This window comes from Klebsiella electrica (assembly GCF_006711645.1).
GTDB classification, from domain to species: domain Bacteria; phylum Pseudomonadota; class Gammaproteobacteria; order Enterobacterales; family Enterobacteriaceae; genus Klebsiella; species Klebsiella electrica.
Genome location: NZ_CP041247.1, coordinates 1268418 through 1291919 on the forward strand (window position 1 = coordinate 1268418; position 23502 = coordinate 1291919).

Sequence of the window (23502 nt, forward strand, 5' to 3'; positions counted from 1 at the left end):
AATGGAGAACAGGGCAGTCCGGCGCCTTTACGTCAGGATTGCTGGCTAAGTTCACAGAATTTTTCGCGTGAGGAACGGATGAAGAGAGTGAAACAATGCACCAGTGCGGCATTTTTCATGGTTTTATCATTTAGTGTGCTGGCGCACCCGCATAGCTTCATTAGCCTGAAAACGGAAGTCGTGGCGGACAACGGGCTGCTCACCGGTTTTAAAATGCGCTGGACGATGGATGAAATCACTTCGGCAGACCTGCTCTACGATGCGGGGCAGGCAAAGCCTGGGGATGAAGTGTGGAAAAAACTGGCGGCGGAAGTGATGGCCAACGTACTCGGCCAGCATTACTTCAGCGAGCTCTGGCATAACGGTCAGCGGGTGAAGTTTGATAATCGGCCTGATGGCTATGGTCTTGAACGCGATGGGCATCAGGCGGTGCTGACGTTTACGCTGCCGCTGGCAAAACCTCAGCCGCTGGCCGGACAGACGCTAACGTTGTCGACATTTGATCCGACCTATTATGTCGATATGCACTATGACAAAGCGAGCGATGTCACGCTGCCCGCCGCGTTGCGCACGACATGCAAGGTCAAGGTGGTCACGCCGGAACCGAATGAAAAAATGGCGGCCTTTGCCCAGTCTCTCGATAAGGCCGACGCGCCGCCGGAAGATATGGAACTGGGAACCTACTTTGCGCAGAAGGTGACGCTGACATGTCCGTAATTTTCTCTCACGCCGCACGCACTTCGCGCCTGCGCCAGATGTGGCCGCTGGCGCTGTTTTTGCTGCTGGCGACAGCCGCGGGGATCTGGCTGTGGCAGGCCTGGCCGCAGGTCTTGCTGCAAAGCGCCATCTGGCAGCGGGCGTTGAATCTTGAGCTGAGCCGTCTGCTGAAAGCCGTTGCGGAAAACCCCTCTGCGGCGGGGTTCTCGCTGCTGGCGTTTAGTTTTATCTACGGCGTGCTGCACGCCCTGGGGCCAGGGCATGGCAAGATAGTGATTACCACCTGGCTGGCAACTCATCCGGCAAAACTTAAATCCAGTATCATGCTGACCCTGGCGGCCTCGCTCCTGCAGGGCGTTGTGGCGATTGCGCTGGTGGTGGTGGTGTTAACCCTCCTGCAACTGCCGGCCAGGCAGCTGCATCTCAGTAGCTTCTGGCTGGAGAAAGGCAGCTATTTACTGGTGGGGGCGCTGGGTCTGCTGTTGTGCTGGCGGGCGCTGAAAAAGCTGCGGGCCGCGCTGCGGCGACCGACATTTACCGCCTTTACGCCGCACCACGTTCATCATGCCCAGTGCGGATGCGGGCATCAGCATATGCCGGCACCGGAACAACTCCAAAGCGGCGATGACTGGCGCGCGCGGCTGGTCATTATCCTCTCGATGGGGATGCGGCCCTGTTCCGGGGCGATTATGGTCCTGCTGTTTAGTAAAGTGATTGGCGTGTTTAACTGGGGAATGGCGGCCGCACTGGCGATGGCGGCAGGCACGTCGTTGACCATTAGCGGGCTGGCGCTACTGGTTCATGGTTTCCGGCAACTGGCCGTTAAGCTCAGCGGCAATAAGTCGCCACCGCTGTGGCAACACGTTGCCTGGGCGACGCTGGCATTGGCCGGCGGTGTGATTTTACTGGTTGCGGCGCTGGTGATGTGGAGCAGTGCGGCGCCTGTCGGCGGGGGCTTACGACCCTTTTAAGGAGCACCCTCACCCCGTGTGCCGGGGTGAGGGGAGAAGAATTAGCGCTTCAGCGCTTCACTCAGTTCGTCACGCATATTCGCCAGCATGGCTTTCACAACGCGCGGATTGCCCGCCACGATGTTGCCGCTCATCAGGTAGTTGTGACCGCCGGTGAAATCGCAGACCAGCGCGCCCGCTTCACGAGCGATCAGCTCGCCTGCGGCAAAATCCCACGGTTTCAGCGCAATTTCAAAATAACCGTCAACGCGGCCTGCGGCCACGTAAGCCAGATCCAGCGCGGCAGAACCGGTGCGACGGAAATCAGCACACTCGGTAAACAGCTTACCGAGAATATTCATGTACGCTGTTGCGTGCTGTTTCGCTTTGAACGGGAAGCCGGTCGCCAGGATTGTGCCATCGAGATCGCGGGCGTTGCTGCCGCGCAGACGGTAGCCGTTCAGCTGTGCGCCCTGACCACGGGTCGCCGTGAACAGTTCGTTACGCATTGGATCGTAAACCACCGCGACTTCAGTACGGCCTTTGATGCGTACGGCGATGGAAACAGAGAAGTGGGGCAGACGTTTGACGAAGTTGGTGGTGCCATCCAGTGGATCGATAACCCATTGAACATCCTGATCTTCACCTGCGTGTTCACCGCTTTCTTCGGTGATGATGGTGTGCTGCGGGTAAGATTTGCGAATGGTTTCAATAATCAGCGCTTCAGCTGCTTTATCGACGTTGGTCACAAAATCATTGCTGCCTTTCTGGCTGGTTTCTACGGAGTCTGGGGTTTCGTAGTGCTTGGCAATTAAATTACCCGCCTTGCGCGCTGCGCGCACGGCGATGTTCAGCATCGGATGCATCGGTCTCTCTCACTGGATGTTAAAGAACGGGAAAAAACGGCGCATATAGTAACAGCGAATTCTGCCTATGTCTTCGTTTTATGATAGCATGCGTGAATAATCTTTAGCCGAAGAACCATAATGCTGCAAAATATTCGAATCGTACTGGTAGAAACATCACATACTGGAAACATGGGTTCCGTTGCCCGGGCCATGAAAACCATGGGGTTAACTAATCTGTGGCTGGTTAACCCGCTGGTTAAACCGGATTCTCAGGCTATCGCGCTGGCCGCTGGCGCCAGTGACGTGATTGGCAATGCGCAGATCGTCGATACCCTGGATGAAGCCCTGGCCGGCTGCAGCCTGGTGGTGGGAACCAGTGCTCGTTCACGTACTCTGCCGTGGCCGATGCTTGACCCGCGCGAGTGCGGTCTGAAGAGCGTGGCGGAAGGGCAGCACGCACCGGTTGCGTTGGTCTTTGGCCGCGAACGCGTTGGGCTGACTAACGATGAGCTGCAGAAATGTCACTATCATGTGGCTATTGCCGCAAACCCGGAATACAGCTCGCTGAACCTGGCGATGGCGGTGCAGGTTATCGCCTACGAAGTGCGTATGGCCTGGCTGGCTACCCAGGAACAGGAAGAACCGGCAGTCGGGCACGAAGAGACGCCGTATCCGCTGGTTGATGATTTAGAACGTTTCTACGGCCACCTCGAGCAAACCCTGCTGGCCACCGGTTTTATTCGCGCCAGCCACCCGGGGCAGGTGATGAACAAACTGCGTCGTCTGTTTACCCGCGCGCGCCCGGAAAGCCAGGAGCTGAATATCCTGCGTGGTATGCTGGCGTCGATTGAGCAGAACAATAAAGAGTAATTGCGTGCGTTGCTGCCCGGCGGCGGCGCTTGTACGGGCCTGCGGTTTTGTCGGTAGCGCAGCGCAGCGCCGTGGGCAAATAGAGACCGCACGGATGGTTAAATACCTGACTAAAACAGTCAAGTAAATAGTTGACCAAATTACTCGGGAATGTCAGACTTGCCCTTGCTATGCAATACCCATATTAATAAAAAGCCCGGGCAGGGGCGAGTTTGAGGTTAAGTAAGACATGAGACTGACATCTAAAGGGCGTTATGCTGTGACCGCGATGCTGGACGTTGCGCTCAACTCTGAATCGGGCCCGGTTCCGTTGGCTGATATTTCTGAACGTCAGGGGATCTCGCTGTCCTATCTGGAACAGCTGTTTTCCCGTCTGCGTAAAAATGGTCTGGTATCCAGCGTACGTGGCCCAGGCGGCGGTTATTTGTTAGGTAAAGAAGCGGGCAGCATCGCCGTAGGCGAAGTGATCAGCGCAGTAGACGAATCGGTTGACGCGACCCGTTGTCAGGGTAAAGGCGGCTGCCAGGGCGGCGATAAATGCCTGACCCACGCGCTGTGGCGTGACCTGAGCGAACGTCTGACCAGCTTCCTGAACAATATCACCCTGGGTGAACTGGTGAATAACCAGGAAATCCTCGATGTTTCAGGTCGTCAGCATAGCCATGAATCCCAGCGCAATACCCGCACTCAGGACGCCATTGACGTCAAGCTGCGTGCGTAACTCATCCTGTTTCAGCTTGCGGCATCGCTGCGGCAGGCTGAAAAGGTCAGAGTAAAACGATAAAAAAGAGATTTCAGAATCAGGCCGGAATGTTGCGACATCCCGTGTCCCCGGTCGTACATCAAGCCGGTTGCCTGGTTCCTTGCATTGAGTGATGTACGGAGTTAAAGAGCAATGAAATTACCGATTTACCTCGATTACTCCGCAACAACGCCGGTGGATCCGCGTGTTGCCGAGAAAATGATGCAGTTCCTGACCCTGGACGGGACCTTTGGTAACCCGGCCTCTCGTTCACACCGTTTCGGTTGGCAGGCTGAAGAGGCGGTTGATATCGCCCGTAATCAGATTGCTGAACTGGTCGGCGCCGATCCGCGTGAAATCGTCTTTACCTCCGGTGCAACGGAATCCGACAACCTGGCGATTAAAGGTGCAGCCAACTTTTATCAGAAAAAAGGCAAGCACATTATCACCAGCAAAACCGAGCACAAAGCGGTTCTGGATACCTGTCGCCAGCTGGAGCGTGAAGGTTTCGACGTCACCTACCTGGCGCCGCAGCGCAACGGGATTATCGATCTGAAAGAGCTGGAAGCCGCGATGCGTGACGACACCATCCTGGTCTCCATCATGCACGTCAACAACGAAATCGGCGTGGTGCAGGATATCGCCACCATCGGCGAACTGTGCCGCGCGCGTGGCATCATTTACCACGTTGATGCCACCCAGAGCGTGGGCAAACTGCCTATCGATCTGAGCCAGCTGAAAGTTGACCTGATGTCCTTCTCCGGTCACAAAATTTATGGTCCTAAAGGTATTGGCGCACTGTACGTTCGTCGCAAACCGCGTATCCGCATTGAAGCGCAGATGCACGGCGGCGGTCACGAGCGCGGCATGCGTTCCGGTACCCTGCCAGTCCACCAGATCGTCGGTATGGGTGAAGCTTACCGTATCGCCAAAGAAGAGATGGAAACCGAGATGGCGCGTCTGCGCGGTCTGCGTAACCGTCTGTGGGACGGCGTAAAAGATATGGAAGAGGTTTACCTCAACGGCGACCTCGAGCAGGGCGCGCCGAACATTCTCAACGTCAGCTTCAACTATGTTGAAGGCGAGTCGCTGATTATGGCGCTGAAAGACCTGGCCGTTTCCTCCGGTTCTGCTTGCACCTCCGCAAGCCTTGAGCCGTCCTATGTGCTTCGCGCACTGGGCATGACTGACGAACTGGCACACAGTTCTATCCGTTTCTCTTTAGGTCGATTCACTACCGAAGAAGAGATTGACTACACCATTGATCTGGTTCGTAAATCCATCGGCCGTCTGCGCGATCTTTCTCCGCTGTGGGATATGTTCAAGCAGGGCGTGGATCTGAACAGCATCGAATGGTCACATCATTAATCGGTAGGGTATAAGGAGAATTCATCATGGCATACAGCGAAAAAGTTATCGATCATTACGAGAATCCGCGCAACGTCGGCTCTTTTGACAACAGCGACGACAGCGTCGGCAGCGGCATGGTTGGCGCACCGGCGTGCGGCGACGTGATGAAGTTGCAGATTAAAGTCAACAATGAAGGTATCATTGAAGACGCGCGCTTCAAGACCTATGGTTGCGGTTCTGCTATCGCCTCCAGCTCCCTGGTTACCGAATGGGTGAAAGGGAAATCCCTGGACGAAGCTCAGGCTATCAAGAACACCGATATTGCCGATGAACTGGAACTGCCGCCGGTGAAAATTCACTGCTCCATCCTGGCGGAAGACGCGATTAAAGCCGCGATTGCGGATTATAAAAGCAAACGTGAAGCGAAATAATTAAGAGGTTATTGTATGTCGATTACTCTTAGCGACAGCGCAGCGTCGCGAGTTAATTCCTTCCTGGCCAACCGCGGCAAAGGCTTCGGTCTGCGCCTGGGTGTCCGCACTTCGGGCTGCTCAGGTATGGCCTACGTGCTGGAATTTGTTGACGAGCCGGCGGCAGAAGACACCGTGTTTGAAGATAAAGGCGTCAAGGTAGTGATCGACGGCAAAAGCCTGCAGTTCCTCGACGGCACTCAGCTGGACTTCGTCAAAGAAGGCCTGAACGAAGGGTTTAAATTCACTAACCCGAATGTCAAAGATGAGTGCGGTTGCGGCGAAAGCTTTAACGTATAATCCCGCCACTATCCGACGTGTTTCAGGCCGCATCAGGGCGGTAAACGCGTGAATCCCGGGGGCTGACAGCAGTCGGTCCTGCGGGTAAACGACGACAGCCCACGCAGAGGCGGCCCGGCATGCACGGGTAGAGGACCCCACCGCGGTGAACCGTGAGTGGGGTTTGCTTTATCTCGTTAACCCTGAGGTTACTATGGACTATTTCACCCTCTTCGGGTTACCGGTCAGTTATACCCTTTCGCAAGAACAGCTGGCTGTCCGGTACCAGGATTTGCAGCGCCAGTATCATCCCGACAAGTTCGCCAGCGCGAGCGCGGCCGAACAGCTCGCCTCCGTGCAGCAATCCGCCACGATCAATCAGGCGTGGCAAACGCTCCGTCACCCGCTGACCCGCGCCGAATATCTCCTTTCGCTCCACGGCTATGACTTAGCCAGCGAGCAGCACACCGTGCGCGATACCGCCTTCCTGATGGAACAGCTGGAGCTGCGCGAAGAGCTGGATGAGATTGAAAAATCGCAGGATGAAGAACGTCTGGCGGCATTTATTAAACGCGTGAAGGGGATGTACGACGTTCGTCATCAGCAGGTTGTCGAACAATTAAATAGCGAGACGTGGGACGCGGCGGCGGATACCGTGCGTAAACTGCGTTTTCTCGATAAACTTCAGAGCGTTGCAGAACAACTCGAAGAAAAGCTGCTCGATTTTTAATTTTCGGAAGCAATTATGGCCTTATTACAAATTAGTGAGCCTGGTCTGAGTGCCGCGCCGCACCAGCGTCGTCTGGCGGCGGGGATTGACCTGGGCACCACCAATTCGCTGGTCGCTACCGTGCGTAGCGGTCAGGCCGAAACTCTGCCCGACCATCAGGGGCGCTACCTGCTGCCTTCCGTGGTGAACTACCATGAATCTGGCCTGAGCGTCGGCTACGACGCCCGACACAATGCGGCCCTCGACCCGGTTAACACCATCAGCTCCGTAAAACGGATGATGGGGCGCTCGCTGGCCGATATCCAGACGCGTTACCCCCATTTGCCTTACCAGCTGCAGGCCAGCGAAAATGGTCTGCCGATGATTCAGACCGCCGGCGGTTTGCTCAACCCGGTGCGCGTTTCCGCCGACATCCTGAAGGCGCTGGCTGCCCGGGCAACGGAAGCCCTGTCCGGCGAACTCGACGGTGTGGTGATTACCGTCCCGGCCTACTTTGACGACGCCCAGCGCCAGGGCACCAAAGACGCCGCCCGACTGGCCGGTCTGCACGTACTGCGCCTGTTGAACGAGCCGACCGCCGCGGCCATTGCCTACGGCCTCGATTCCGGCCAGGAAGGGGTGATCGCGGTTTACGATCTTGGCGGCGGCACCTTTGATATTTCGGTGCTGCGCTTAAGCCGCGGCGTCTTTGAGGTGCTGGCGACCGGCGGCGATTCCGCGCTGGGCGGCGATGACTTTGACCATCTGCTGGCGGATTATCTGCGCGAACTGGCCGGGCTGAGCGATCGTAGCGACAACCGCCTGCAGCGCGAACTGCTGGATGCGGCGATCGCGGCGAAAATCGCCCTCAGCGATGCCGGTTCCGTCAGCGTTAGCGTCGGCGGCTGGCAGGGGGATATTACCCGTGACCAGTTTAATGAGCTGATTGCGCCGCTGGTGAAACGCACGCTGTTAGCCTGCCGTCGCGCGCTGAAAGATGCGGGCGTGGCGGCGCAAGAGGTGCTGGAAGTGGTCATGGTCGGCGGTTCAACCCGCGTGCCGCTGGTTCGTGAGCGCGTCGGTGAGTTCTTTGGCCGCACGCCGCTGACCACCATCGATCCGGACAAAGTGGTGGCTATTGGCGCCGCGATTCAGGCCGATATTCTGGTGGGCAACAAACCGGATAGCGAACTTCTGCTGCTCGATGTTATTCCGCTCTCTTTAGGGCTGGAGACGATGGGCGGTCTGGTGGAGAAAGTGATCCCGCGCAACACCACGATTCCGGTGGCGCGTGCGCAGGAGTTCACCACCTTTAAAGATGGCCAGACGGCGATGTCTATCCACGTCATGCAGGGCGAGCGCGAACTGGTGCAGGATTGCCGTTCGCTGGCGCGCTTTGCGCTGCGCGGTATCCCGGCGCTACCGGCGGGCGGAGCGCACATTCGCGTTACCTTCCAGGTCGACGCCGATGGCCTGCTGAGCGTTACCGCGATGGAGAAATTGACCGGCGTCGAAGCCTCCATTCAGGTCAAGCCCTCCTACGGCCTGACCGACAGCGAAATCGCCACCATGATTAAAGATTCGATGAGTCACGCCGAACAGGATATCAAGGCGCGGATGCTGGCTGAGCAAAAAGTCGAAGCCGCGCGCGTTCTTGAGAGCCTGGAAAGTGCGCTGGCCGCCGATGCCGCGCTGCTAAGCGCCGCAGAACGTCAGGCTATCGATGAAGCGACGGCGCAGCTGCGTGCGGTTGCCGCAGGCGATGACGCCGACGCGATTAAAGATGCGATTAAAAATACAGACACACAAACCCAGGAATTTGCCGCACGCCGCATGGACCAGTCGGTCCGTACTGCGCTGAAAGGCCAATCCGTGGACGAGGTTTAATATGCCAAAGATTGTTTTTCTGCCCCATCAGGACCTGTGCCCGGATGGCGTAGTTGTGGAAGCTGAGATCGGTGAGACCATTCTGGATGCTGCTCTGCGCAGCGGCATTGAGATTGAACACGCCTGCGAAAAATCCTGTGCCTGCACCACCTGCCACTGCATCGTGCGTGAAGGTTTTGACTCGCTGGCCGAAAGTACCGAAGATGAAGATGATATGCTGGATAAGGCCTGGGGGCTGGAGCCCGACAGCCGTCTGAGCTGCCAGGCGCGCGTGACCCACGATGATCTGGTCGTCGAGATCCCGCGTTATACTATCAACCACGCACGCGAGCATTAATATGGGACTGAAATGGACCGATAGTCGTGAAATTGGTGAAGCGCTGTATGACGCCTTCCCGGATCTCGACCCGAAAACCGTGCGCTTCACCGATATGCATCAGTGGATTTGCGAGCTGGAAGAGTTTGATGACAATCCGACCGCATCCAATGAAAAAATTCTGGAGGCGATTCTGCTAGTCTGGTTAGATGAAGCAGAATAATTTCCGTAACATGCTTCACGCCGCAGATGCGTGGGTCGTGGTTGCTCACTCCCGCCGCACAGTTATCTGTGAGTCCGGGGAATGAGCGGCTGAGCGCCTTCTCCTGCAGCGTGAATCAGCGGAAAAATAATATGGGCTGCCTTTTGGCGGCCCTTTTGCCAAATGCGGCTCCTTTGCCAAATAAGGATAAAGATAAAATGACCGAAGCCATGAAGATTACGCTGACGACCCAACCTGCCGACGCGCGCTGGGGAGAAAAAGCGGCTTACAGCATTAATAATGACGGCATCACCCTGCATCTGAACGGTAAAGACGACCTCGGTTTGATTCAGCGCGCGGCGCGTAAAGTCGACGGGATGGGGATCAAGCACGTCGCGCTGAGCGGCGAAGGCTGGGATACCGACCGTGCGTGGGCATTCTGGGCCGGCTACAAAGGGCCGAAGGGCAGCCGCAAGGTGGAATGGCCGGCGCTGGACGACGCGCAGAAAAGCGAGCTGGACAATCGGCTGACGATTATTGACTGGGTGCGGGATACCATTAACGCGCCGGCGGAAGAGCTTGGCCCGGAACAGCTGGCTCAGCGCGCGGTCGATCTGCTGTGCAGCGTCGCCTGCGACAACGTGACTTACCGTATTACAAAAGGCGAAGACCTGCGCGAGCAAGGCTATCTTGGCCTGCATACCGTTGGCCGTGGCTCCGAGCGTCCTCCGGTGCTGCTGGCTCTGGATTACAACCCAACCGGCGATAAAGAAGCCCCGGTGTACGCTTGCCTGGTCGGGAAAGGCATCACCTTCGATTCCGGCGGCTACAGCATCAAACAAAGCGCGTTTATGGATTCGATGAAATCCGATATGGGCGGCGCGGCAACGGTTACCGGCGCGCTGGCGTTCGCGATTACCCGCGGCCTGAACAAACGCGTGAAGCTGTATCTGTGCTGTGCAGACAACCTGATCAGCGGTAACGCCTTTAAACTGGGCGACATTATTCGCTATCGCAATGGCAAGACCGTGGAAATCATGAACACCGATGCCGAAGGCCGCCTGGTGCTGGCGGATGGCCTGATTGACGCCTCGGCGCAGAAACCTGAGCTGATCATCGATGCGGCCACCCTGACCGGGGCGGCGAAAACCGCGCTCGGCAACGACTACCATGCGCTGTTCAGCTTTGACGACCCGCTGGCTAACCGCCTGCTGGCGAGCGCGCAGGCAGAAAACGAAGCCTTCTGGCGCCTGCCGCTGGCCGAGTTCCACCGTGGTCAACTGCCGTCTAACTTCGCCGAACTGAACAACACCGGCAGCGCGGCCTATCCGGCTGGCGCCAGCACCGCAGCCGGTTTCCTGTCGCATTTCGTTGAAAATTATCATCAGGGCTGGCTGCACATCGACTGCTCGGCGACCTATCGTAAAGCGGCGGTTGAGCAGTGGTCTGCTGGCGCTACCGGCCTCGGCGTGCGTACCATAGCGAATCTGCTGACGGCCGAGTAATCTTTTTTTGCCGGGTGGCGCTACGCTTACCCGGCCTACAGAACCCGTAGGCCCGCGCAAGCGTAGCGCCGACGGGCAATTGTGAAGTAGCCAAACTATGTCCGAAACTAAAAATGAATTAGAAACTCTGCTGGAAAAGGCGGCGACCGAGCCAGGTCACCGTCCGGCATTTTTCCGTACGCTGCTGGAATCCACCGTGTGGGTTCCGGGAGCGGCGGCGGAAGGTGAGCCGATTGTCGAAGAGAGTGCCGTCGATCTGCAGCACTGGGAGAAAGACGATGGCGCCTCGGTGATTCCGTTTTTCACTTCTCTGGAAGCGCTGCAGCAGGCGGTTGAAGATGAACAATCGTTTGTGGTGATGCCGGCACGGACGCTGTTTGCGATGACGCTCGGCGAAACGCTGTTCCTCAATGCAAAGCTGGCAACCGGTAAAGAGTTTATGCCCAATGAGATCCGCCATCTGCTGGGGGAAGAGGGCAGCCCGCTCAGCACGCAAACCGTGCTCGAAGGCGGCGAGTCTCTGCTGTTGTCTGAAGTCGCCGAGCCGCCGGCGCAGATGATTGACTCGTTGACCACGCTGTTTAAAACGTTGAAGACCGTCAGGCGGGCGTTTCTTTGCTCAATTAAAGATAGCGCTGATGCGCCGGCAAACCTGCTGATCGGTATTGAAGCCGAAGGTGATATCGCAGAGGTTATCCAGGCGACCGGCAGCGTGGCGACCGATACGTTACCTGGCGATGAGCCGATTGATATCTGTCAGGTGGTGGAAGGCGAGAAGGGGATCAGCCATTTTATGATTGCCCATATCACGCCATTTTATGAAAAGCGCTGGGGCAGTTTCCTGCGCGACTTTAAACAGAACCGCATTATTTAACTCTTTCCCGGGTAGCGGCTATGCCTTACCCGGGCTACGGTTTAGTGCCCTGGTGTAGCCCGGATAAGGCGGTACGCCGCAATCCGGGAATGTTCACGGTTACTGCGCCGGTTCGATGGGCAAATCCGTGCGGGCGCCCCATTCGCTCCACGAGCCGTCGTACAGGCACACGCCGTTAACGCCGAGCGTGGTCAACGCCAGCACCACCACCGCCGCCGTGACGCCGGAGCCGCAGCTGGCGATAATCGGTCGCTCGAAATTCACGCCCTGGCGAATGAAAATCTCATTCAGCTCATCCACGGTTTTCAGTTCGCCGTTAATCACCAGATCGCTCCACGGCACGTTAAGCGCGCCGGGAATATGGCCACGACGTAGCCCCGGACGCGGTTCATCCGCCTGACCATTAAAACGCGCGGCCGGACGCGCATCGACGATCTGCGCCGATCCCTCATGGCTGACCAGCAGCACATCGGTCAGCCGTTTGATCACCTGCGGATCGAAGCGTCCGTCAAATTCTCCTTCCGCAATATCGGCAACGCCCTGTTCGAGTGGCAGTTCATCGCGCTGCCAGCCGGCCAGGCCGCCGGCGAGAATCGAGACATTTTCGACGCCAAAGGTGCGCAGCATCCACCAGGCGCGCGGGGCGGAGAAGAGATTGCCTTCATCGTAAACCACCAGATGTTTATCGCTGCAGACCCCCAGCTCGCGCATTGCGACGGCGAAGGCTTCCGCTCGCGGCATCATGTGCGGCAGCGGACTGGTGTGGTCGGAGAGCGCTTCAATATCGAAAAATACGGCGTTGGGAATATGGCCCGCGCGATATTCCGCATCCATATCGCGCAGGGCTTCCTGGCCTGCTGGCGCCATTCGCGCATCGATAATCTGAATTTCCGGGTCATCAATATGTTCCGCTAACCAGTCAGCGGCGACGAAAAACGAGGTAGACATGGAGACTCCGTTTTATTATTCATCAATCAATGAATTGTCGACGTTTTCTCGGTGCCTGACAAGTTATGGAGGACGAAGTTGCGACGCGGTCATGGAGGATAAAATAGTGATAGTCAGATTCTGGCAGGGTGGCTGTTGGTAATTCCAGCGTTAGCGCATAATAATGAGTTCACTACAGGCACTGGCTGTTTTGGCCAAGGGGTTAAAGGATGAAACCATTTCGTTTAGCGGCGCTGTCGCTGGCGCTATTGACGGCACTCTCTCTCAGCGGATGCGATGACAGCGGTAAACCGCAGGCCGTCTCGCCAGCCGACTCTTCCGCTGCGCAAACCGGCGCGACAAAACCGGACAGCGCGCAGCTGGCGGCACTGGCGGAAAAAAGCAAAGGTAAAGCGCTGACGCTGCTGGACGCCTCGGAACTCCAGCTGGACGGCGCGGCGGCGATGGTGCTCACCTTCTCTGTACCGCTTAATCCCGATCAGGATTTCTCACGCAGCGTGCATCTTGTCGATAAAAAAAGCGGCAAGGTGGATGGCGCCTGGGAACTGTCGCCGGATCTGAAAGCGCTGCGGCTACGCCATCTTGAGCCGAAACGCGAACTGATTGTCACCGTTGACCCGACGCTGAGTGCGCTGAACGCGGCGACCTTCGATAGCCATTTTGAAAAAACCATTACCACCCGCGATATTGCCCCGAGCGTCGGTTTCGCCAGTCGCGGCTCGCTGCTGCCGGGCAAAGTGATCGCCGGGCTGCCGGTCATGGCGCTCAACGTCGACAATGTCGACGTCAACTTTTTCCGTATCAAGCCGGAGTCGCTGTCCGCTTTCGTCAGCCAGTGGGAATACCGTAACTCATTGAGTAACTGGGAGTCTGACGAGCTGTTGAAAATGGCCGATCTGGTCTATACCGGGCGTTTCGATCTCAATCCGGCGCGCAATACGCGGGAGAAACTGCTGCTGCCGCTGGCCGATATTAAGCCGTTGCAGCAGCCGGGTGTCTACGTTGCGGTGATGAACCAGGCGGGGCGCTACAGCTATAGCAACGCCGCGACGTTGTTTACGCTGAGCGATATCGGCGTATCGGCGCACCGTTATCACAACCGGCTGGATGTCTTTACCCAGAGCCTGGAGGACGGTGCGGCGCAATCTGGTATCGATGTGCTGTTGCTGAATGCGAAAGGGCAAACCCTCGCCGAGGCGAAAAGCGACGGCCAGGGTCACGTTACCCTGCAAACTAATGATAAAGACGCGGCGCTGCTGCTGGCGCGAAAAGACGGGCAGACCACCCTGCTGGATCTCAAACTTCCCGCCCTGGATCTGGCCGAGTTCTCGATTGCCGGCGCTCCGGGATTCAGCAAGCAGTTCTTTATGTTCGGTCCGCGCGATCTGTATCGCCCGGGAGAAACGGTCATCCTTAACGCGCTGCTTCGTGACGGCGACGGCAAGCCGCTGGCCGAGCAGCCGGTGAAATTCGACGTGGTGCAGCCGGACGGGCAGGTGATCCGCTCGCTGGTCAGCAAACCGGTCAATGGTCTGTATCAGTTTACCTGGCCGCTTGATAGCGGGGCACCGACCGGGATGTGGCATATCCGCGCCAGTACCGGCGACAATCAGCCGCGCGAGTGGGATTTCCACGTTGAAGATTTTATGCCTGAGCGGATGGCGCTGAATCTGACGCCGCAAAACGCGCCGCTGGCCACGGATGCCGATGTGCACTTCGGCGTCGTCGGCGCCTATCTGTATGGCGCCCCGGCCAGCGGCAATCAGCTACAGGGGAAACTGTTCCTGCGCCCGCTGCGCGATGCGGTTGCGGCGCTGCCGGGCTTCCAGTTTGGTGATATTGCCGAAGAAAACCTCTCCCGCAGCCTGGATGAGGTCCAGACGACGCTGGATGAAAAAGGCCATGCCGACGTCACCACCGCCAGCCAGTGGCAGGATAGCCATTCGCCGCTGCAGGTGGTTTTACAGGCCAGCCTGCTGGAATCAGGTGGCCGACCGGTTACCCGCACCGTGCAGCAGCCGATCTGGCCTGCCGATACGCTGCCAGGCATTCGCCCGGAGTTTGCCCTCAAAGAGGTCTACGACTATCGCACCGACACAACGGTGAAACAGCCGGTGGTGGATGAAAACAGCACCGCGGCGTTTGAGATTGTTTATGCCGACGCCAAAGGCGAGAAAAAAGCGGTCTCCGGGCTACAGGTGCGGCTGATTCGCGAGCGCCGCGACTACTACTGGAACTGGTCTGACAGCGAAGGCTGGCAGTCGCAGTTCGATCAAAAAGATCTGCAGGAAGGCGAACAATCTCTGGATCTGCAGGCCGGGCAAACGGCGAAAGTGAGTTTCCCGGTGGAGTGGGGCTCCTACCGCCTGGAAGTGAAAGGCCCCGATGACGTCATCAGCAGCGTGCGCTTCTGGGCGGGCTACAGCTGGCAGGATAACAGCGATGGCACAGGCGCAGCGCGTCCGGATCGGGTCACCATGAAGCTGGACAAAGCCGCCTATAAACCCGGCGACACCATCAAACTGCATATCGCCGCCCCGGCGGCGGGGAAAGGCTATGCGATGGTAGAATCGAGCGAAGGGCCGCTGTGGTGGCAGGAAATTGACGTCCCGGCGAATGGCATGGAGTTGTCGATTCTGGTCGATAAAACCTGGAACCGTCACGATCTCTACCTCAGCACCCTGGTGATTCGCCCCGGAGATAAATCCCGCTCGGCGACGCCGAAACGGGCGGTTGGCCTGCTGCACCTGCCGCTGGGCGATGAAAACCGGCGCCTGACGCTGGCGCTGGATGCTCCACAAAAAATGCGCCCGAATCAGCCGCTGACGGTGAAAATCAAAGCCAGCGTGGCGCAGGGGGAAGTGCCGAAACAGGTCAATGTGCTGCTCTCCGCCGTAGACAGCGGGGTGCTGAACATCACCGATTACGCCACTCCGGATCCGTGGGATGCCTTCTTTGGTCAGAAACGTTACGGCGCGGATATTTATGATATCTACGGTCAGGTGATTGAAGGGCAGGGGCGTCTCGCCAGCCTGCGTTTCGGCGGCGACGGCGACGAACTCAAACGCGGCGGAAAACCGCCGGTTAACCACGTCACGATTATTGCCCAGCAGGCGCAGCCGGTGGTACTGGATGAGCGTGGCGAAGGGGCGGTGACGCTGCCGATTGGCGATTTCAACGGCGAACTGCGTGTGATGGCGCAGGCGTGGACCGCCGATGATTTTGGCAGCAGCGACGAGAAAGTGGTGGTGGCCGCGCCGGTGATTGCCGATCTGAATACGCCGCGCTTCCTTGCCAGCGGCGACGCAACCCGGCTGGCGCTGGATCTGCGTAATCTCACCGACAAGCCGCAAACGCTGAATGTCGCGCTGAGCGCCAGCGGTTTGCTGCAGCTCGATGGCGCGGCCATTCCTCCGCTACAGCTGGCGCCCGGCGCGCGCAGCACGCTGTTTGTCCCGGTGAGTGCCCGCGATGGCTTCGGCGATGGTCAGGTGAACGCCACGATTACCGGCGTGACCCTGCCGGGCGAGACCTTCACCCCGATGCGCAAACAGTGGAAAATTGGCGTGCGTCCGGCCTTCCCGGCGCAGACCGTGAATAACGGCGTGGTGCTGCAACCGGGGGAAAGCTGGCAGGCGCCTGTCGGGCAAACGCAGGGCTTCTCGCCGGCGACGCTGCAGGGGCAACTGGTCTTCAGCGGGAAGCCGCCGCTAAATCTCGCCCGCTACATTCGCGACCTGAAAGCCTATCCTTATGGCTGCCTGGAGCAGACCGCCAGCGGACTGTTCCCGTCGCTTTACACCAATGCCGCGCAGCTCAAAGCATTGGGTATCGTCGGCGACAGCGATGAAAAACGTCGTGCGGCGGTGGACATCGGTATTTCCCGACTGCTGCATATGCAGCGTGACGATGGCGGATTCGCCCTGTGGGACAAAGAAGGGCCGGAAGAGTACTGGCTGACCGCCTATGCCATGGATTTCCTCGTGAGAGCAGGCGAGCAGGGCTATAGCGTACCGGCTCAGGCGATGAATAACGGTAACCAGCGTCTGCTGCGCTATCTGCAGGAACCGGGGCTGATGACCGTTCGCTACAGCGATGACGCGGCGGCCAGCCGTTTCGCCGCTCAGGCCTATGCGGCCCTGGTGCTGGCCCGTCAGCAAAAAGCGCCCCTTGGCGCCCTACGCGAAATCTGGAGCCGTCATGAGCAGGCGCGTTCTGGCCTGCCTCTGCTGCAACTGGGTATCGCCCTCAAAGCGATGGGCGATGCGCCGCGCGCTGAGCAGGCGTTGACGCTGGCGATGAGCACGCCGCGTCAGGATACGGATCGCTGGCTGGGCGATTATGGTAGCGCGCTGCGCGACGATGCGCTGAAGCTGGCCCTGCTGGAGGAGAACCAACTGCTGCCGGATGCGCAGAACACCTTACTGAGCAACCTCGCGGAAGAGGCCTACGGTCAGCGCTGGCTTTCAACCCAGGAGACTAACGCGCTGTTCCTGGCTGGCCGGACATTACAGGATTTACCCGGCAACTGGCAGGCGCAAACGTCGCTACAGGCGCAGCCGCTCTCGGCGGATAAAGCGCAGACCCGCAACCTGAGCGCTGAACAACTGGCCTCCCTGCAGGTCAGCAATACCGGCGATCGACCGCTCTGGCTGCGTCTTGACAGCAGCGGATACCCGCTCGCTGCGCCGCAGGCCACGGGGAACGTTCTGGGTATTGAACGTCAAATCTTTGACACCCGCGGTCAGCAGAAATCGCTGACCTCGCTGCGTAGCGGCGAGCTGGTGCTGGTGAAGCTGGAGGTCACCGCCAAACGCAACGTTCCGGATGCGCTGGTGGTCGACCTGCTGCCGGCGGGACTGGAGCTGGAAAACCAGAATCTGGCGAACAGCAGCGCCAGCCTGCAGGAGAACGGCGACGCGGTGCAGAACCTGCTTAGCCAGATGCAGCAGGCGGATATTCAACATATCGAGTTCCGTGACGATCGCTTCGTCGCCGCCGTGGCGATTAACGAAGGGCAGCCGGTGACGCTGGTGTACCTGGCGCGCGCGGTCACGCCGGGAACATATCAGGTTCCGCAGCCGCAGGTGGAGTCGATGTATATTCCGCAGTGGCGGGCGACCGGCGCGGCCAGCGGCCCGCTGACTGTTACCCCGTAAATGCGGGCGTTGCGACAGGTAAAACGCCGCTGGCGCTGGCTGGCGGCGTTGATCGTGATGCTATGGCTGGCGGTGCTGGCGGCGGATCGTCTGTGGCCGTTACCGCTGCAGGAGGTGGCACCGGCCCGGGTGGTGGTCGCGGAAGATGGCACGCCGCTGTGGCGCTTTGCCGATCAGCAGGGCGTCTGGCGCTATCCGGTCGCTCTCAATGATGTGTCGCCGCGCTATCTGCAGGCGCTGATCCAGTATGAAGATCGCTGGTTCTGGCGGCATCCGGGCGTAAATCCGTTTGCGGTTTTTCGCGCGGCCTGGCAGGACCTGACCGCCGGGCGAGTCATCTCCGGCGGCAGCACCCTGACCATGCAGGTCGCGAGGCTGCTCGATCCTCATCCCCGCACCTTCGGCGGCAAGCTGCGCCAGCTCTGGCGCGCGCTGCAGCTGGAATGGCATTTATCAAAAAGCGAGATCCTGACGCTGTATCTTAACCGCGCTCCCTTTGGCGGGACGCTGCAGGGGATTGGCGCTGCCAGCTGGGCCTATCTCGGCAAACCCCCCGCGCAACTCAGCTATGGCGAAGCGGCGCTGCTGGCCGTGCTGCCGCAGGCGCCAAGTCGTTTACGTCCCGATCGCTGGCCGCAGCGGGCTCAGGCCGCGCGGGATAAAGTCCTGGCGCGGATGCGCAGCCAGGGCGTCTGGCCCGCTAAGGCGGTACAGGAAGCGATTGAAGAACCGGTATGGTTGTTTCCACGACAGATGCCGCAGCTGGCACCGCTTTTTTCCCGGCGGATACTGGCGAGCAGCCGCAAAGGGAAAGTGGTGACGACGCTCGATGCCGGGCTCCAGCGGCAGCTGGAAGATCTGGCGCTCAACTGGAAATCGCGCCTGCCGCCGCGTAGCTCGCTGGCGATGGTGGTCGTCGACCATACCAATATGAAAGTGCGGGGCTGGGTCGGTTCGGCGGATATTTCCGACGATAGCCGCTTCGGGCATATCGATATGGTCTCGGCGGTTCGTTCGCCGGGGTCGGTTTTAAAACCGTTTGTCTACGGTATGGCGCTGGATGATGGGCTTATTCATCCGGCCTCTTTATTACAGGATGTGCCGCGCCGTTTTAGCGACTACCGTCCCGGAAATTTTGACAGCGGTTTTCATGGCCCGGTCAGCGCCAGCGAAGCACTGGTGCGTTCGCTGAACCTTCCGGCGGTTCAGGTGCTTGAAGCCTACGGGCCGAAGCGCTTCGCCGCCACCTTACGCAATGCCGGTTTGCCGCTGATATTACCGATCGGCGCGGAACCCAACCTGTCGCTGATCCTCGGCGGGGCGGGGACAAAGCTGGAAGATATCGTGGCTGGATACAGCGCCTTCGCCCGTCATGGCAAGGTCGCGCGATTGCGGATGACGCCGGACGCCCCGCTGGTGGAAAGACCGCTGTTGTCGCCGGGCGCGGCATGGATAATCCGGCGAATACTGGCGGGCGAAGCCCAGCCGGTATCGGACGCTTCGTTGGTGCAGGTGGTTCCGCTGGCGTGGAAAACCGGCACCAGCTACGGCTATCGCGATGCCTGGGCCATTGGCGTCAATGCCCGCTACCTGATCGGCATCTGGACCGGGCGGCCTGACGGCACTCCGGTGGTGGGGCAGTTTGGTTTTGCCAGCGCGGTACCTCTGCTGAACCAGGTCAATAATATGCTGCTGGCGCGCCCGGCCACGGGGCGCGGCGGTCTGCCTACCGACCCGCGTCCGCAGACGGTCAGCGCGGCAACGATCTGCTGGCCTGGCGGGCAGAATCTGGCGCCAGGCGATAGTAACTGCCGACGTCGACTGGCGACATGGCTGCTGGATGACAGCCAGCCGCCGACGCTGCTGTTGCCGGGCCAGGAAGAGGGGCGCGGTATTCGCTTCCCTGTCTGGTTAGATGGGCAGGGGCGGCGGGTGGCGGCGGATTGTCCCGGCGCCGTGCGGAAGATAATCGATGTCTGGCCGCTGCCGCTGGAGCCCTGGCTGCCCCCTGCGGAGCGGCGGGCTGCACGTTCAGGCCCGGTTTCGCCGGACTGCCCGCCGCCGCAGGCGACGGACGTGGCACCGCTGGTGCTGTCGGGCGTGCGTGAGGGGGCGGTGATTAAACGTTTACCGGGAACGACGCGGGTCATGCTGGCGCTGCAGACCACCGGTGGCGAAGGGCGGCGCTGGTGGTTTCTCAATGGTGAACCACAGACCGCCGCCGGTGCCAGTGCGACGCTGCCGCTGGAGCGGCCCGACAGTTATCAACTGGTGGTCATGGACGAGAGTGGCCAGGTGGCGACGGCGAATTTTACGCTGCAATAGCGCGAAATGCCCAATCCCCTGTTTTATGTGTTGCTAAAACTCGTCTTATTTTAACAAAATGTTACCTTCATCCATAGGCAGCGCCGGTGTTGCTCATTATAATGCGCGCCAGGCCATACGATCGTATGCGCAACAACAGAACATTTTATTAGAGGTAATCATGGCTATTGAACGTACTTTTTCCATCATCAAACCAAACGCGGTGGCAAAAAACGTTATTGGCGGCATCTTTTCCCGCTTTGAAGCAGCAGGGTTCAAAATCGTCGGCACCAAAATGCTGCACCTGACCGTTGAACAGGCTCGCGGTTTCTACGCTGAGCACGAAGGTCGCCCGTTCTTCGACGGCCTGGTTGAGTTCATGACTTCCGGCCCGATCGTGGTCTCCGTTCTGGAAGGCGAAAACGCCGTTCAGCGTCACCGTGACCTGCTGGGCGCAACCAACCCGGACAACGCGCTGGCAGGCACTCTGCGCGCAGACTACGCCGACAGCTTCACCGAGAACGGCACCCACGGTTCCGATTCCGTTGAGTCTGCGGCTCGCGAAATCGCGTTCTTCTTTGCAGAAGGCGAGGTTTGCCCGCGCACTCGCTAATCTCCTGTGTCTTTCAGGCCACTGCTTTGTTGGCGTCATTCGCACCCCCCGGTCACATAGCTATCTATGTTCCCGGGGGGCGCGAACTTGCCGCCTCGCCGTGACCTGAAATACTTTGGAGAGTCTGGTCCTCGTCTTTTCGACAATCGAAAAGCCATAGAGGATTAAGTACGCAGTAACAGATTTTTTCATCATTGCCGCGTGCAAACGTGGTATTGATGCAGCAGAATTTGTACAATGCAGCGCCCCTGGACGAGCACTCGTTCATAGGGGCGTTTCTTTTTTTCAACCCTCCTGGGGCCATAACGTGTAACAACGAGGCCGGAATAGATTATGTCTGAACATATTGTCACACCTGATACCGCCGCTCTGACGGTGCCGAACAACGATGCCAAAATCAACCTGCTGGACCTGAACCGTCAGCAGATGCGCGAGTTTTTCAAAAACATGGGTGAAAAACCCTTCCGCGCCGATCAGGTGATGAAATGGATGTATCACTATTGCAGCGACAACTTTGATGATATGACCGATATCAACAAGGTGCTGCGCAACAAGCTGAAGGAAGTCGCGGAGATCCGCGCCCCGGAAGTCGTTGAGGAGCAGCGCTCCAGCGACGGGACCATTAAATGGGCGATTGCCGTCGGCGATCAGCGCGTGGAAACGGTTTATATTCCGGAAGACGATCGTGCGACGCTGTGCGTTTCGTCGCAGGTAGGATGCGCATTAGAGTGTAAATTCTGTTCGACGGCGCAGCAGGGCTTTAACCGCAATCTGCGGGTTTCAGAAATTATCGGCCAGGTATGGCGCGCGGCGAAAATCGTCGGTGCGGCCAAAATTACCGGTCAACGTCCGATCACCAACGTGGTGATGATGGGGATGGGCGAGCCGCTGCTGAACCTGACTAACGTCGTCCCGGCGATGGAAATCATGCTGGACGATTTCGGTTTTGGCCTGTCGAAACGTCGTGTGACGCTTTCTACTTCAGGCGTGGTCCCGGCGCTGGATAAGCTCGGCGATATGATAGACGTGGCGCTGGCGATTTCCCTGCACGCGCCTAACGATACGATTCGTGATGAAATCGTGCCGATCAACAAGAAATATAACATTGAGACCTTCCTGAATTCGGTCCGCGGCTATATTTCGAAGTCCAACGCCAACCAGGGTCGCGTCACCATTGAGTACGTCATGCTCGATCACGTCAACGATGGTACCGAGCATGCCCATGAACTGGCGGCGCTGTTAAAAGATACGCCGTGCAAGATCAACCTGATTCCCTGGAACCCGTTCCCGGGGGCGCCGTATGGCCGCAGCTCCAACAGCCGTATCGACCGTTTCTCCAAGGTGCTGATGGAATATGGCTTTACCACTATCGTGCGTAAAACGCGCGGCGATGACATTGACGCCGCCTGTGGGCAGCTGGCCGGCGACGTTATCGACCGGACCAAACGTACGCTGCGTAAACGCATGCAGGGCGAAGCCATTGATGTGAAGACGGTCTGATAAATGACGCAGCGCATGGCATGAAGCATGCGCTGCGGATTTATGCCTAATCGCCAGGCGAAATACGCGGATTCGGGCAATAATTACGGTGCGTTTTTGTCGACTTTGAGGCAGTATGTAGCGGCACTACAACCGCTTAGCATTCAATATTCATAAGTATCTGTGATAGTGGGTCATACGGACTTATACTTTTCGTATGACGTTTAGCAGATGTTTCGCGGCGCGGGTTTAACCGGCGCTGAACTTTAAATTCACGTACCAGTAGTTGTCGAATGAACACTGAAGCCACTCAAGACCATCAACAAGCAAATACGACGGGCGCGCGTCTACGTCATGCCCGTGAACAACTCGGACTCAGCCAGCAAGCGGTGGCTGAGCGCTTATGCCTGAAAGTTTCCACGGTTCGTGATATTGAAGACGACAAGGCGCCTGCCGATCTGGCCTCAACATTCCTGCGCGGTTACATCCGCTCCTATGCGCGCCTTGTGCACATTCCGGAAGATGAACTGCTGCCAATGATGGCAAAACAGGCCCCGATTCGTGCGGCGAAAGTCGCGCCGATGCAGAGTTTCTCGCTGGGAAAACGCCGTAAAAAGCGTGACGGCTGGCTGATGAGTTTCACCTGGCTGGTGCTGTTTGTGGTCATTGGCCTCAGCGGCGCCTGGTGGTGGCAAGACCATAAGGCCCAGCAGGAAGAGATTACCTCGATGGCCGACCAGTCAAGCGCTGAGCTGAATGCGGGCGACAGCAGCCAGAGTATTCCGTTGGATACCGGTGCCAGCAACACGGCGCCGGACAGCACCGCCAACAGTGCGCCGGTTGATACCACAACTGCACCGACGGCCTCTACCCAGGCACCGGTTAATAATAACGCCGTTGTGGCGCCATCTCAGGCGAATGTGGATAGCGCGCCGGCTGCCGCTGCGCCGACTTCTCCACTGCCAACCGCTCCGGCTAACGCAGCCGCTACGGCCGCTGCGGCCCAGGATTTGGTCCTGAATTTCTCTGCCGACTGCTGGCTGGAAGTGAGCGATGCCACCGGCAAGAAACTGTTCAGCGGTTTGCAACGTAAAGGCGGTAATCTGAACCTGAGCGGTCAGGCGCCTTATAAACTGAAAATTGGTGCGCCGGCAGCGGTACAGATTCAGTATCTGGGTAAACCCGTCGATTTAAGTCGTTTTATCAGAACTAACCAGGTTGCGCGTCTGACCCTTAATGCCGAAACATCACCGGCGCAGTAACAGACGGGTAACGCGGGA

Annotated in this window: 20 protein-coding genes; 18 read left to right on the forward strand and 2 right to left on the reverse strand. The window is 58.5% G+C overall.

Annotated elements, in window-relative coordinates:
* Positions 1–78 precede the first annotated feature (78 nt).
* Both Electrica_RS06130 and Electrica_RS06135 read left to right on the forward strand, forming a co-directional pair.
* Positions 79–717 (forward strand): DUF1007 family protein, encoded by a 639-nt coding sequence (locus Electrica_RS06130; RefSeq protein ID WP_100683327.1) that lies wholly within the window; start codon positions 79–81, stop codon positions 715–717.
* Positions 708–1688, forward strand: a complete 981-nt coding sequence (locus Electrica_RS06135) for a nickel/cobalt transporter (RefSeq protein WP_141963925.1) — start codon at positions 708–710, stop codon at positions 1686–1688. The genes Electrica_RS06130 and Electrica_RS06135 overlap by 10 nt, the downstream gene beginning before the upstream one ends.
* Positions 1689–1729: 41 nt before the next feature.
* On the opposite strand, the gene suhB is transcribed toward Electrica_RS06135, so the two are convergent.
* A complete protein-coding gene (gene suhB, locus Electrica_RS06140; protein WP_131048772.1) occupies positions 1730–2533 on the reverse strand; it encodes an inositol-1-monophosphatase in 804 nt (267 codons plus the stop codon).
* A 120-nt stretch (positions 2534–2653) separates the two neighbouring features.
* Here suhB and trmJ point away from each other — a divergent pair, with 120 nt between their 5' ends.
* The 11 genes from trmJ to sseB all read left to right on the forward strand — a co-directional run bounded on the left by trmJ (position 2654) and on the right by sseB (position 11719).
* Positions 2654–3385: a tRNA (cytosine(32)/uridine(32)-2'-O)-methyltransferase TrmJ gene (gene trmJ / locus Electrica_RS06145; RefSeq protein ID WP_100683324.1), complete on the forward strand. Its 732-nt coding sequence runs from the start codon at positions 2654–2656 to the stop codon at positions 3383–3385.
* 229 nt (positions 3386–3614) lie between these two features.
* Positions 3615–4106, forward strand: a complete 492-nt coding sequence (gene iscR / locus Electrica_RS06150; RefSeq protein ID WP_041146727.1) for a Fe-S cluster assembly transcriptional regulator IscR — start codon at positions 3615–3617, stop codon at positions 4104–4106.
* Positions 4107–4280: 174 nt separating this feature from the next.
* Positions 4281–5495, forward strand: coding sequence for a cysteine desulfurase (iscS, locus tag Electrica_RS06155; RefSeq protein WP_047663380.1), 1215 nt, complete (start codon positions 4281–4283; stop codon positions 5493–5495).
* Between the two features lie 26 nt (positions 5496–5521).
* Entirely contained in the window at positions 5522–5908 is a 387-nt protein-coding gene (gene iscU, locus Electrica_RS06160) for a Fe-S cluster assembly scaffold IscU (RefSeq protein WP_004866383.1), read from the forward strand.
* 15 nt (positions 5909–5923) lie between these two features.
* Positions 5924–6247, forward strand: coding sequence for an iron-sulfur cluster assembly protein IscA (gene iscA, locus Electrica_RS06165; protein ID WP_004866380.1), 324 nt, complete (start codon positions 5924–5926; stop codon positions 6245–6247).
* Between the two features lie 193 nt (positions 6248–6440).
* Positions 6441–6956, forward strand: a complete 516-nt coding sequence (hscB, locus tag Electrica_RS06170; protein ID WP_032686491.1) for a co-chaperone HscB — start codon at positions 6441–6443, stop codon at positions 6954–6956.
* A gap of 15 nt (positions 6957–6971) precedes the next feature.
* Positions 6972–8822: a Fe-S protein assembly chaperone HscA gene (gene hscA, locus Electrica_RS06175; protein WP_141963927.1), complete on the forward strand. Its 1851-nt coding sequence runs from the start codon at positions 6972–6974 to the stop codon at positions 8820–8822.
* A gap of 1 nt (position 8823) precedes the next feature.
* Complete coding sequence (gene fdx / locus Electrica_RS06180) at positions 8824–9159, forward strand: ISC system 2Fe-2S type ferredoxin (protein ID WP_004866372.1); 336 nt, start codon at positions 8824–8826, stop codon at positions 9157–9159.
* Between the two features lies 1 nt (position 9160).
* On the forward strand, positions 9161–9361 hold the full coding sequence (gene iscX, locus Electrica_RS06185; RefSeq protein WP_100683320.1) for a Fe-S cluster assembly protein IscX: 201 nt from the start codon (positions 9161–9163) through the stop codon (positions 9359–9361).
* A 197-nt stretch (positions 9362–9558) separates the two neighbouring features.
* A complete protein-coding gene (gene pepB / locus Electrica_RS06190; protein WP_141963929.1) occupies positions 9559–10845 on the forward strand; it encodes an aminopeptidase PepB in 1287 nt (428 codons plus the stop codon).
* A gap of 97 nt (positions 10846–10942) precedes the next feature.
* Complete coding sequence (gene sseB, locus Electrica_RS06195; RefSeq protein ID WP_141963931.1) at positions 10943–11719, forward strand: enhanced serine sensitivity protein SseB; 777 nt, start codon at positions 10943–10945, stop codon at positions 11717–11719.
* A 99-nt stretch (positions 11720–11818) separates the two neighbouring features.
* On the opposite strand, the gene sseA is transcribed toward sseB, so the two are convergent.
* Complete coding sequence (gene sseA, locus Electrica_RS06200; RefSeq protein ID WP_100683317.1) at positions 11819–12667, reverse strand: 3-mercaptopyruvate sulfurtransferase; 849 nt, start codon at positions 12665–12667, stop codon at positions 11819–11821.
* 209 nt (positions 12668–12876) lie between these two features.
* Here sseA and Electrica_RS06205 point away from each other — a divergent pair, with 209 nt between their 5' ends.
* The 5 genes from Electrica_RS06205 (at position 12877) to rodZ (ending at position 23484) form a co-directional block, all read left to right on the forward strand.
* Positions 12877–17826, forward strand: a complete 4950-nt coding sequence (locus Electrica_RS06205) for an alpha-2-macroglobulin family protein (RefSeq protein ID WP_141963933.1) — start codon at positions 12877–12879, stop codon at positions 17824–17826.
* Positions 17827–20151: a peptidoglycan glycosyltransferase PbpC gene (pbpC, locus tag Electrica_RS06210; protein WP_141963935.1), complete on the forward strand. Its 2325-nt coding sequence runs from the start codon at positions 17827–17829 to the stop codon at positions 20149–20151. It abuts the gene before it with no gap.
* Positions 20152–20311: 160 nt separating this feature from the next.
* Positions 20312–20743, forward strand: coding sequence for a nucleoside-diphosphate kinase (gene ndk / locus Electrica_RS06215; protein ID WP_100683314.1), 432 nt, complete (start codon positions 20312–20314; stop codon positions 20741–20743).
* Positions 20744–21076: 333 nt separating this feature from the next.
* Complete coding sequence (locus tag Electrica_RS06220; protein WP_100683313.1) at positions 21077–22243, forward strand: bifunctional tRNA (adenosine(37)-C2)-methyltransferase TrmG/ribosomal RNA large subunit methyltransferase RlmN; 1167 nt, start codon at positions 21077–21079, stop codon at positions 22241–22243.
* 272 nt (positions 22244–22515) lie between these two features.
* The gene (gene rodZ / locus Electrica_RS06225; RefSeq protein ID WP_141963937.1) at positions 22516–23484 is read left to right on the forward strand and encodes a cytoskeleton protein RodZ; all 969 of its coding nucleotides are present in this window, start codon (positions 22516–22518) and stop codon (positions 23482–23484) included.
* Positions 23485–23502 lie beyond the last annotated feature (18 nt).

What these genes read in the sequence shown, in the direction of transcription:
- pepB (WP_141963929.1), top strand. Translation starts at nt 9,559, where the DNA reads ATGACCGAAGCCATGAAGATTACGCTGACGACCCAACCTGCCGACGCG.
- rodZ (WP_141963937.1), top strand. Translation starts at nt 22,516, where the DNA reads ATGAACACTGAAGCCACTCAAGACCATCAACAAGCAAATACGACGGGC.
- iscU (WP_004866383.1), top strand. Translation starts at nt 5,522, where the DNA reads ATGGCATACAGCGAAAAAGTTATCGATCATTACGAGAATCCGCGCAAC.
- suhB (WP_131048772.1), bottom strand. Translation starts at nt 2,533, where the DNA reads ATGCATCCGATGCTGAACATCGCCGTGCGCGCAGCGCGCAAGGCGGGT.
- iscS (WP_047663380.1), top strand. Translation starts at nt 4,281, where the DNA reads ATGAAATTACCGATTTACCTCGATTACTCCGCAACAACGCCGGTGGAT.
- pbpC (WP_141963935.1), top strand. Translation starts at nt 17,827, where the DNA reads ATGCGGGCGTTGCGACAGGTAAAACGCCGCTGGCGCTGGCTGGCGGCG.
- iscX (WP_100683320.1), top strand. Translation starts at nt 9,161, where the DNA reads ATGGGACTGAAATGGACCGATAGTCGTGAAATTGGTGAAGCGCTGTAT.
- Electrica_RS06130 (WP_100683327.1), top strand. Translation starts at nt 79, where the DNA reads ATGAAGAGAGTGAAACAATGCACCAGTGCGGCATTTTTCATGGTTTTA.
- trmJ (WP_100683324.1), top strand. Translation starts at nt 2,654, where the DNA reads ATGCTGCAAAATATTCGAATCGTACTGGTAGAAACATCACATACTGGA.
- iscR (WP_041146727.1), top strand. Translation starts at nt 3,615, where the DNA reads ATGAGACTGACATCTAAAGGGCGTTATGCTGTGACCGCGATGCTGGAC.
- hscA (WP_141963927.1), top strand. Translation starts at nt 6,972, where the DNA reads ATGGCCTTATTACAAATTAGTGAGCCTGGTCTGAGTGCCGCGCCGCAC.
- hscB (WP_032686491.1), top strand. Translation starts at nt 6,441, where the DNA reads ATGGACTATTTCACCCTCTTCGGGTTACCGGTCAGTTATACCCTTTCG.
- sseB (WP_141963931.1), top strand. Translation starts at nt 10,943, where the DNA reads ATGTCCGAAACTAAAAATGAATTAGAAACTCTGCTGGAAAAGGCGGCG.
- Electrica_RS06205 (WP_141963933.1), top strand. Translation starts at nt 12,877, where the DNA reads ATGAAACCATTTCGTTTAGCGGCGCTGTCGCTGGCGCTATTGACGGCA.
- Electrica_RS06135 (WP_141963925.1), top strand. Translation starts at nt 708, where the DNA reads ATGTCCGTAATTTTCTCTCACGCCGCACGCACTTCGCGCCTGCGCCAG.
- iscA (WP_004866380.1), top strand. Translation starts at nt 5,924, where the DNA reads ATGTCGATTACTCTTAGCGACAGCGCAGCGTCGCGAGTTAATTCCTTC.
- ndk (WP_100683314.1), top strand. Translation starts at nt 20,312, where the DNA reads ATGGCTATTGAACGTACTTTTTCCATCATCAAACCAAACGCGGTGGCA.
- Electrica_RS06220 (WP_100683313.1), top strand. Translation starts at nt 21,077, where the DNA reads ATGTCTGAACATATTGTCACACCTGATACCGCCGCTCTGACGGTGCCG.
- fdx (WP_004866372.1), top strand. Translation starts at nt 8,824, where the DNA reads ATGCCAAAGATTGTTTTTCTGCCCCATCAGGACCTGTGCCCGGATGGC.
- sseA (WP_100683317.1), bottom strand. Translation starts at nt 12,667, where the DNA reads ATGTCTACCTCGTTTTTCGTCGCCGCTGACTGGTTAGCGGAACATATT.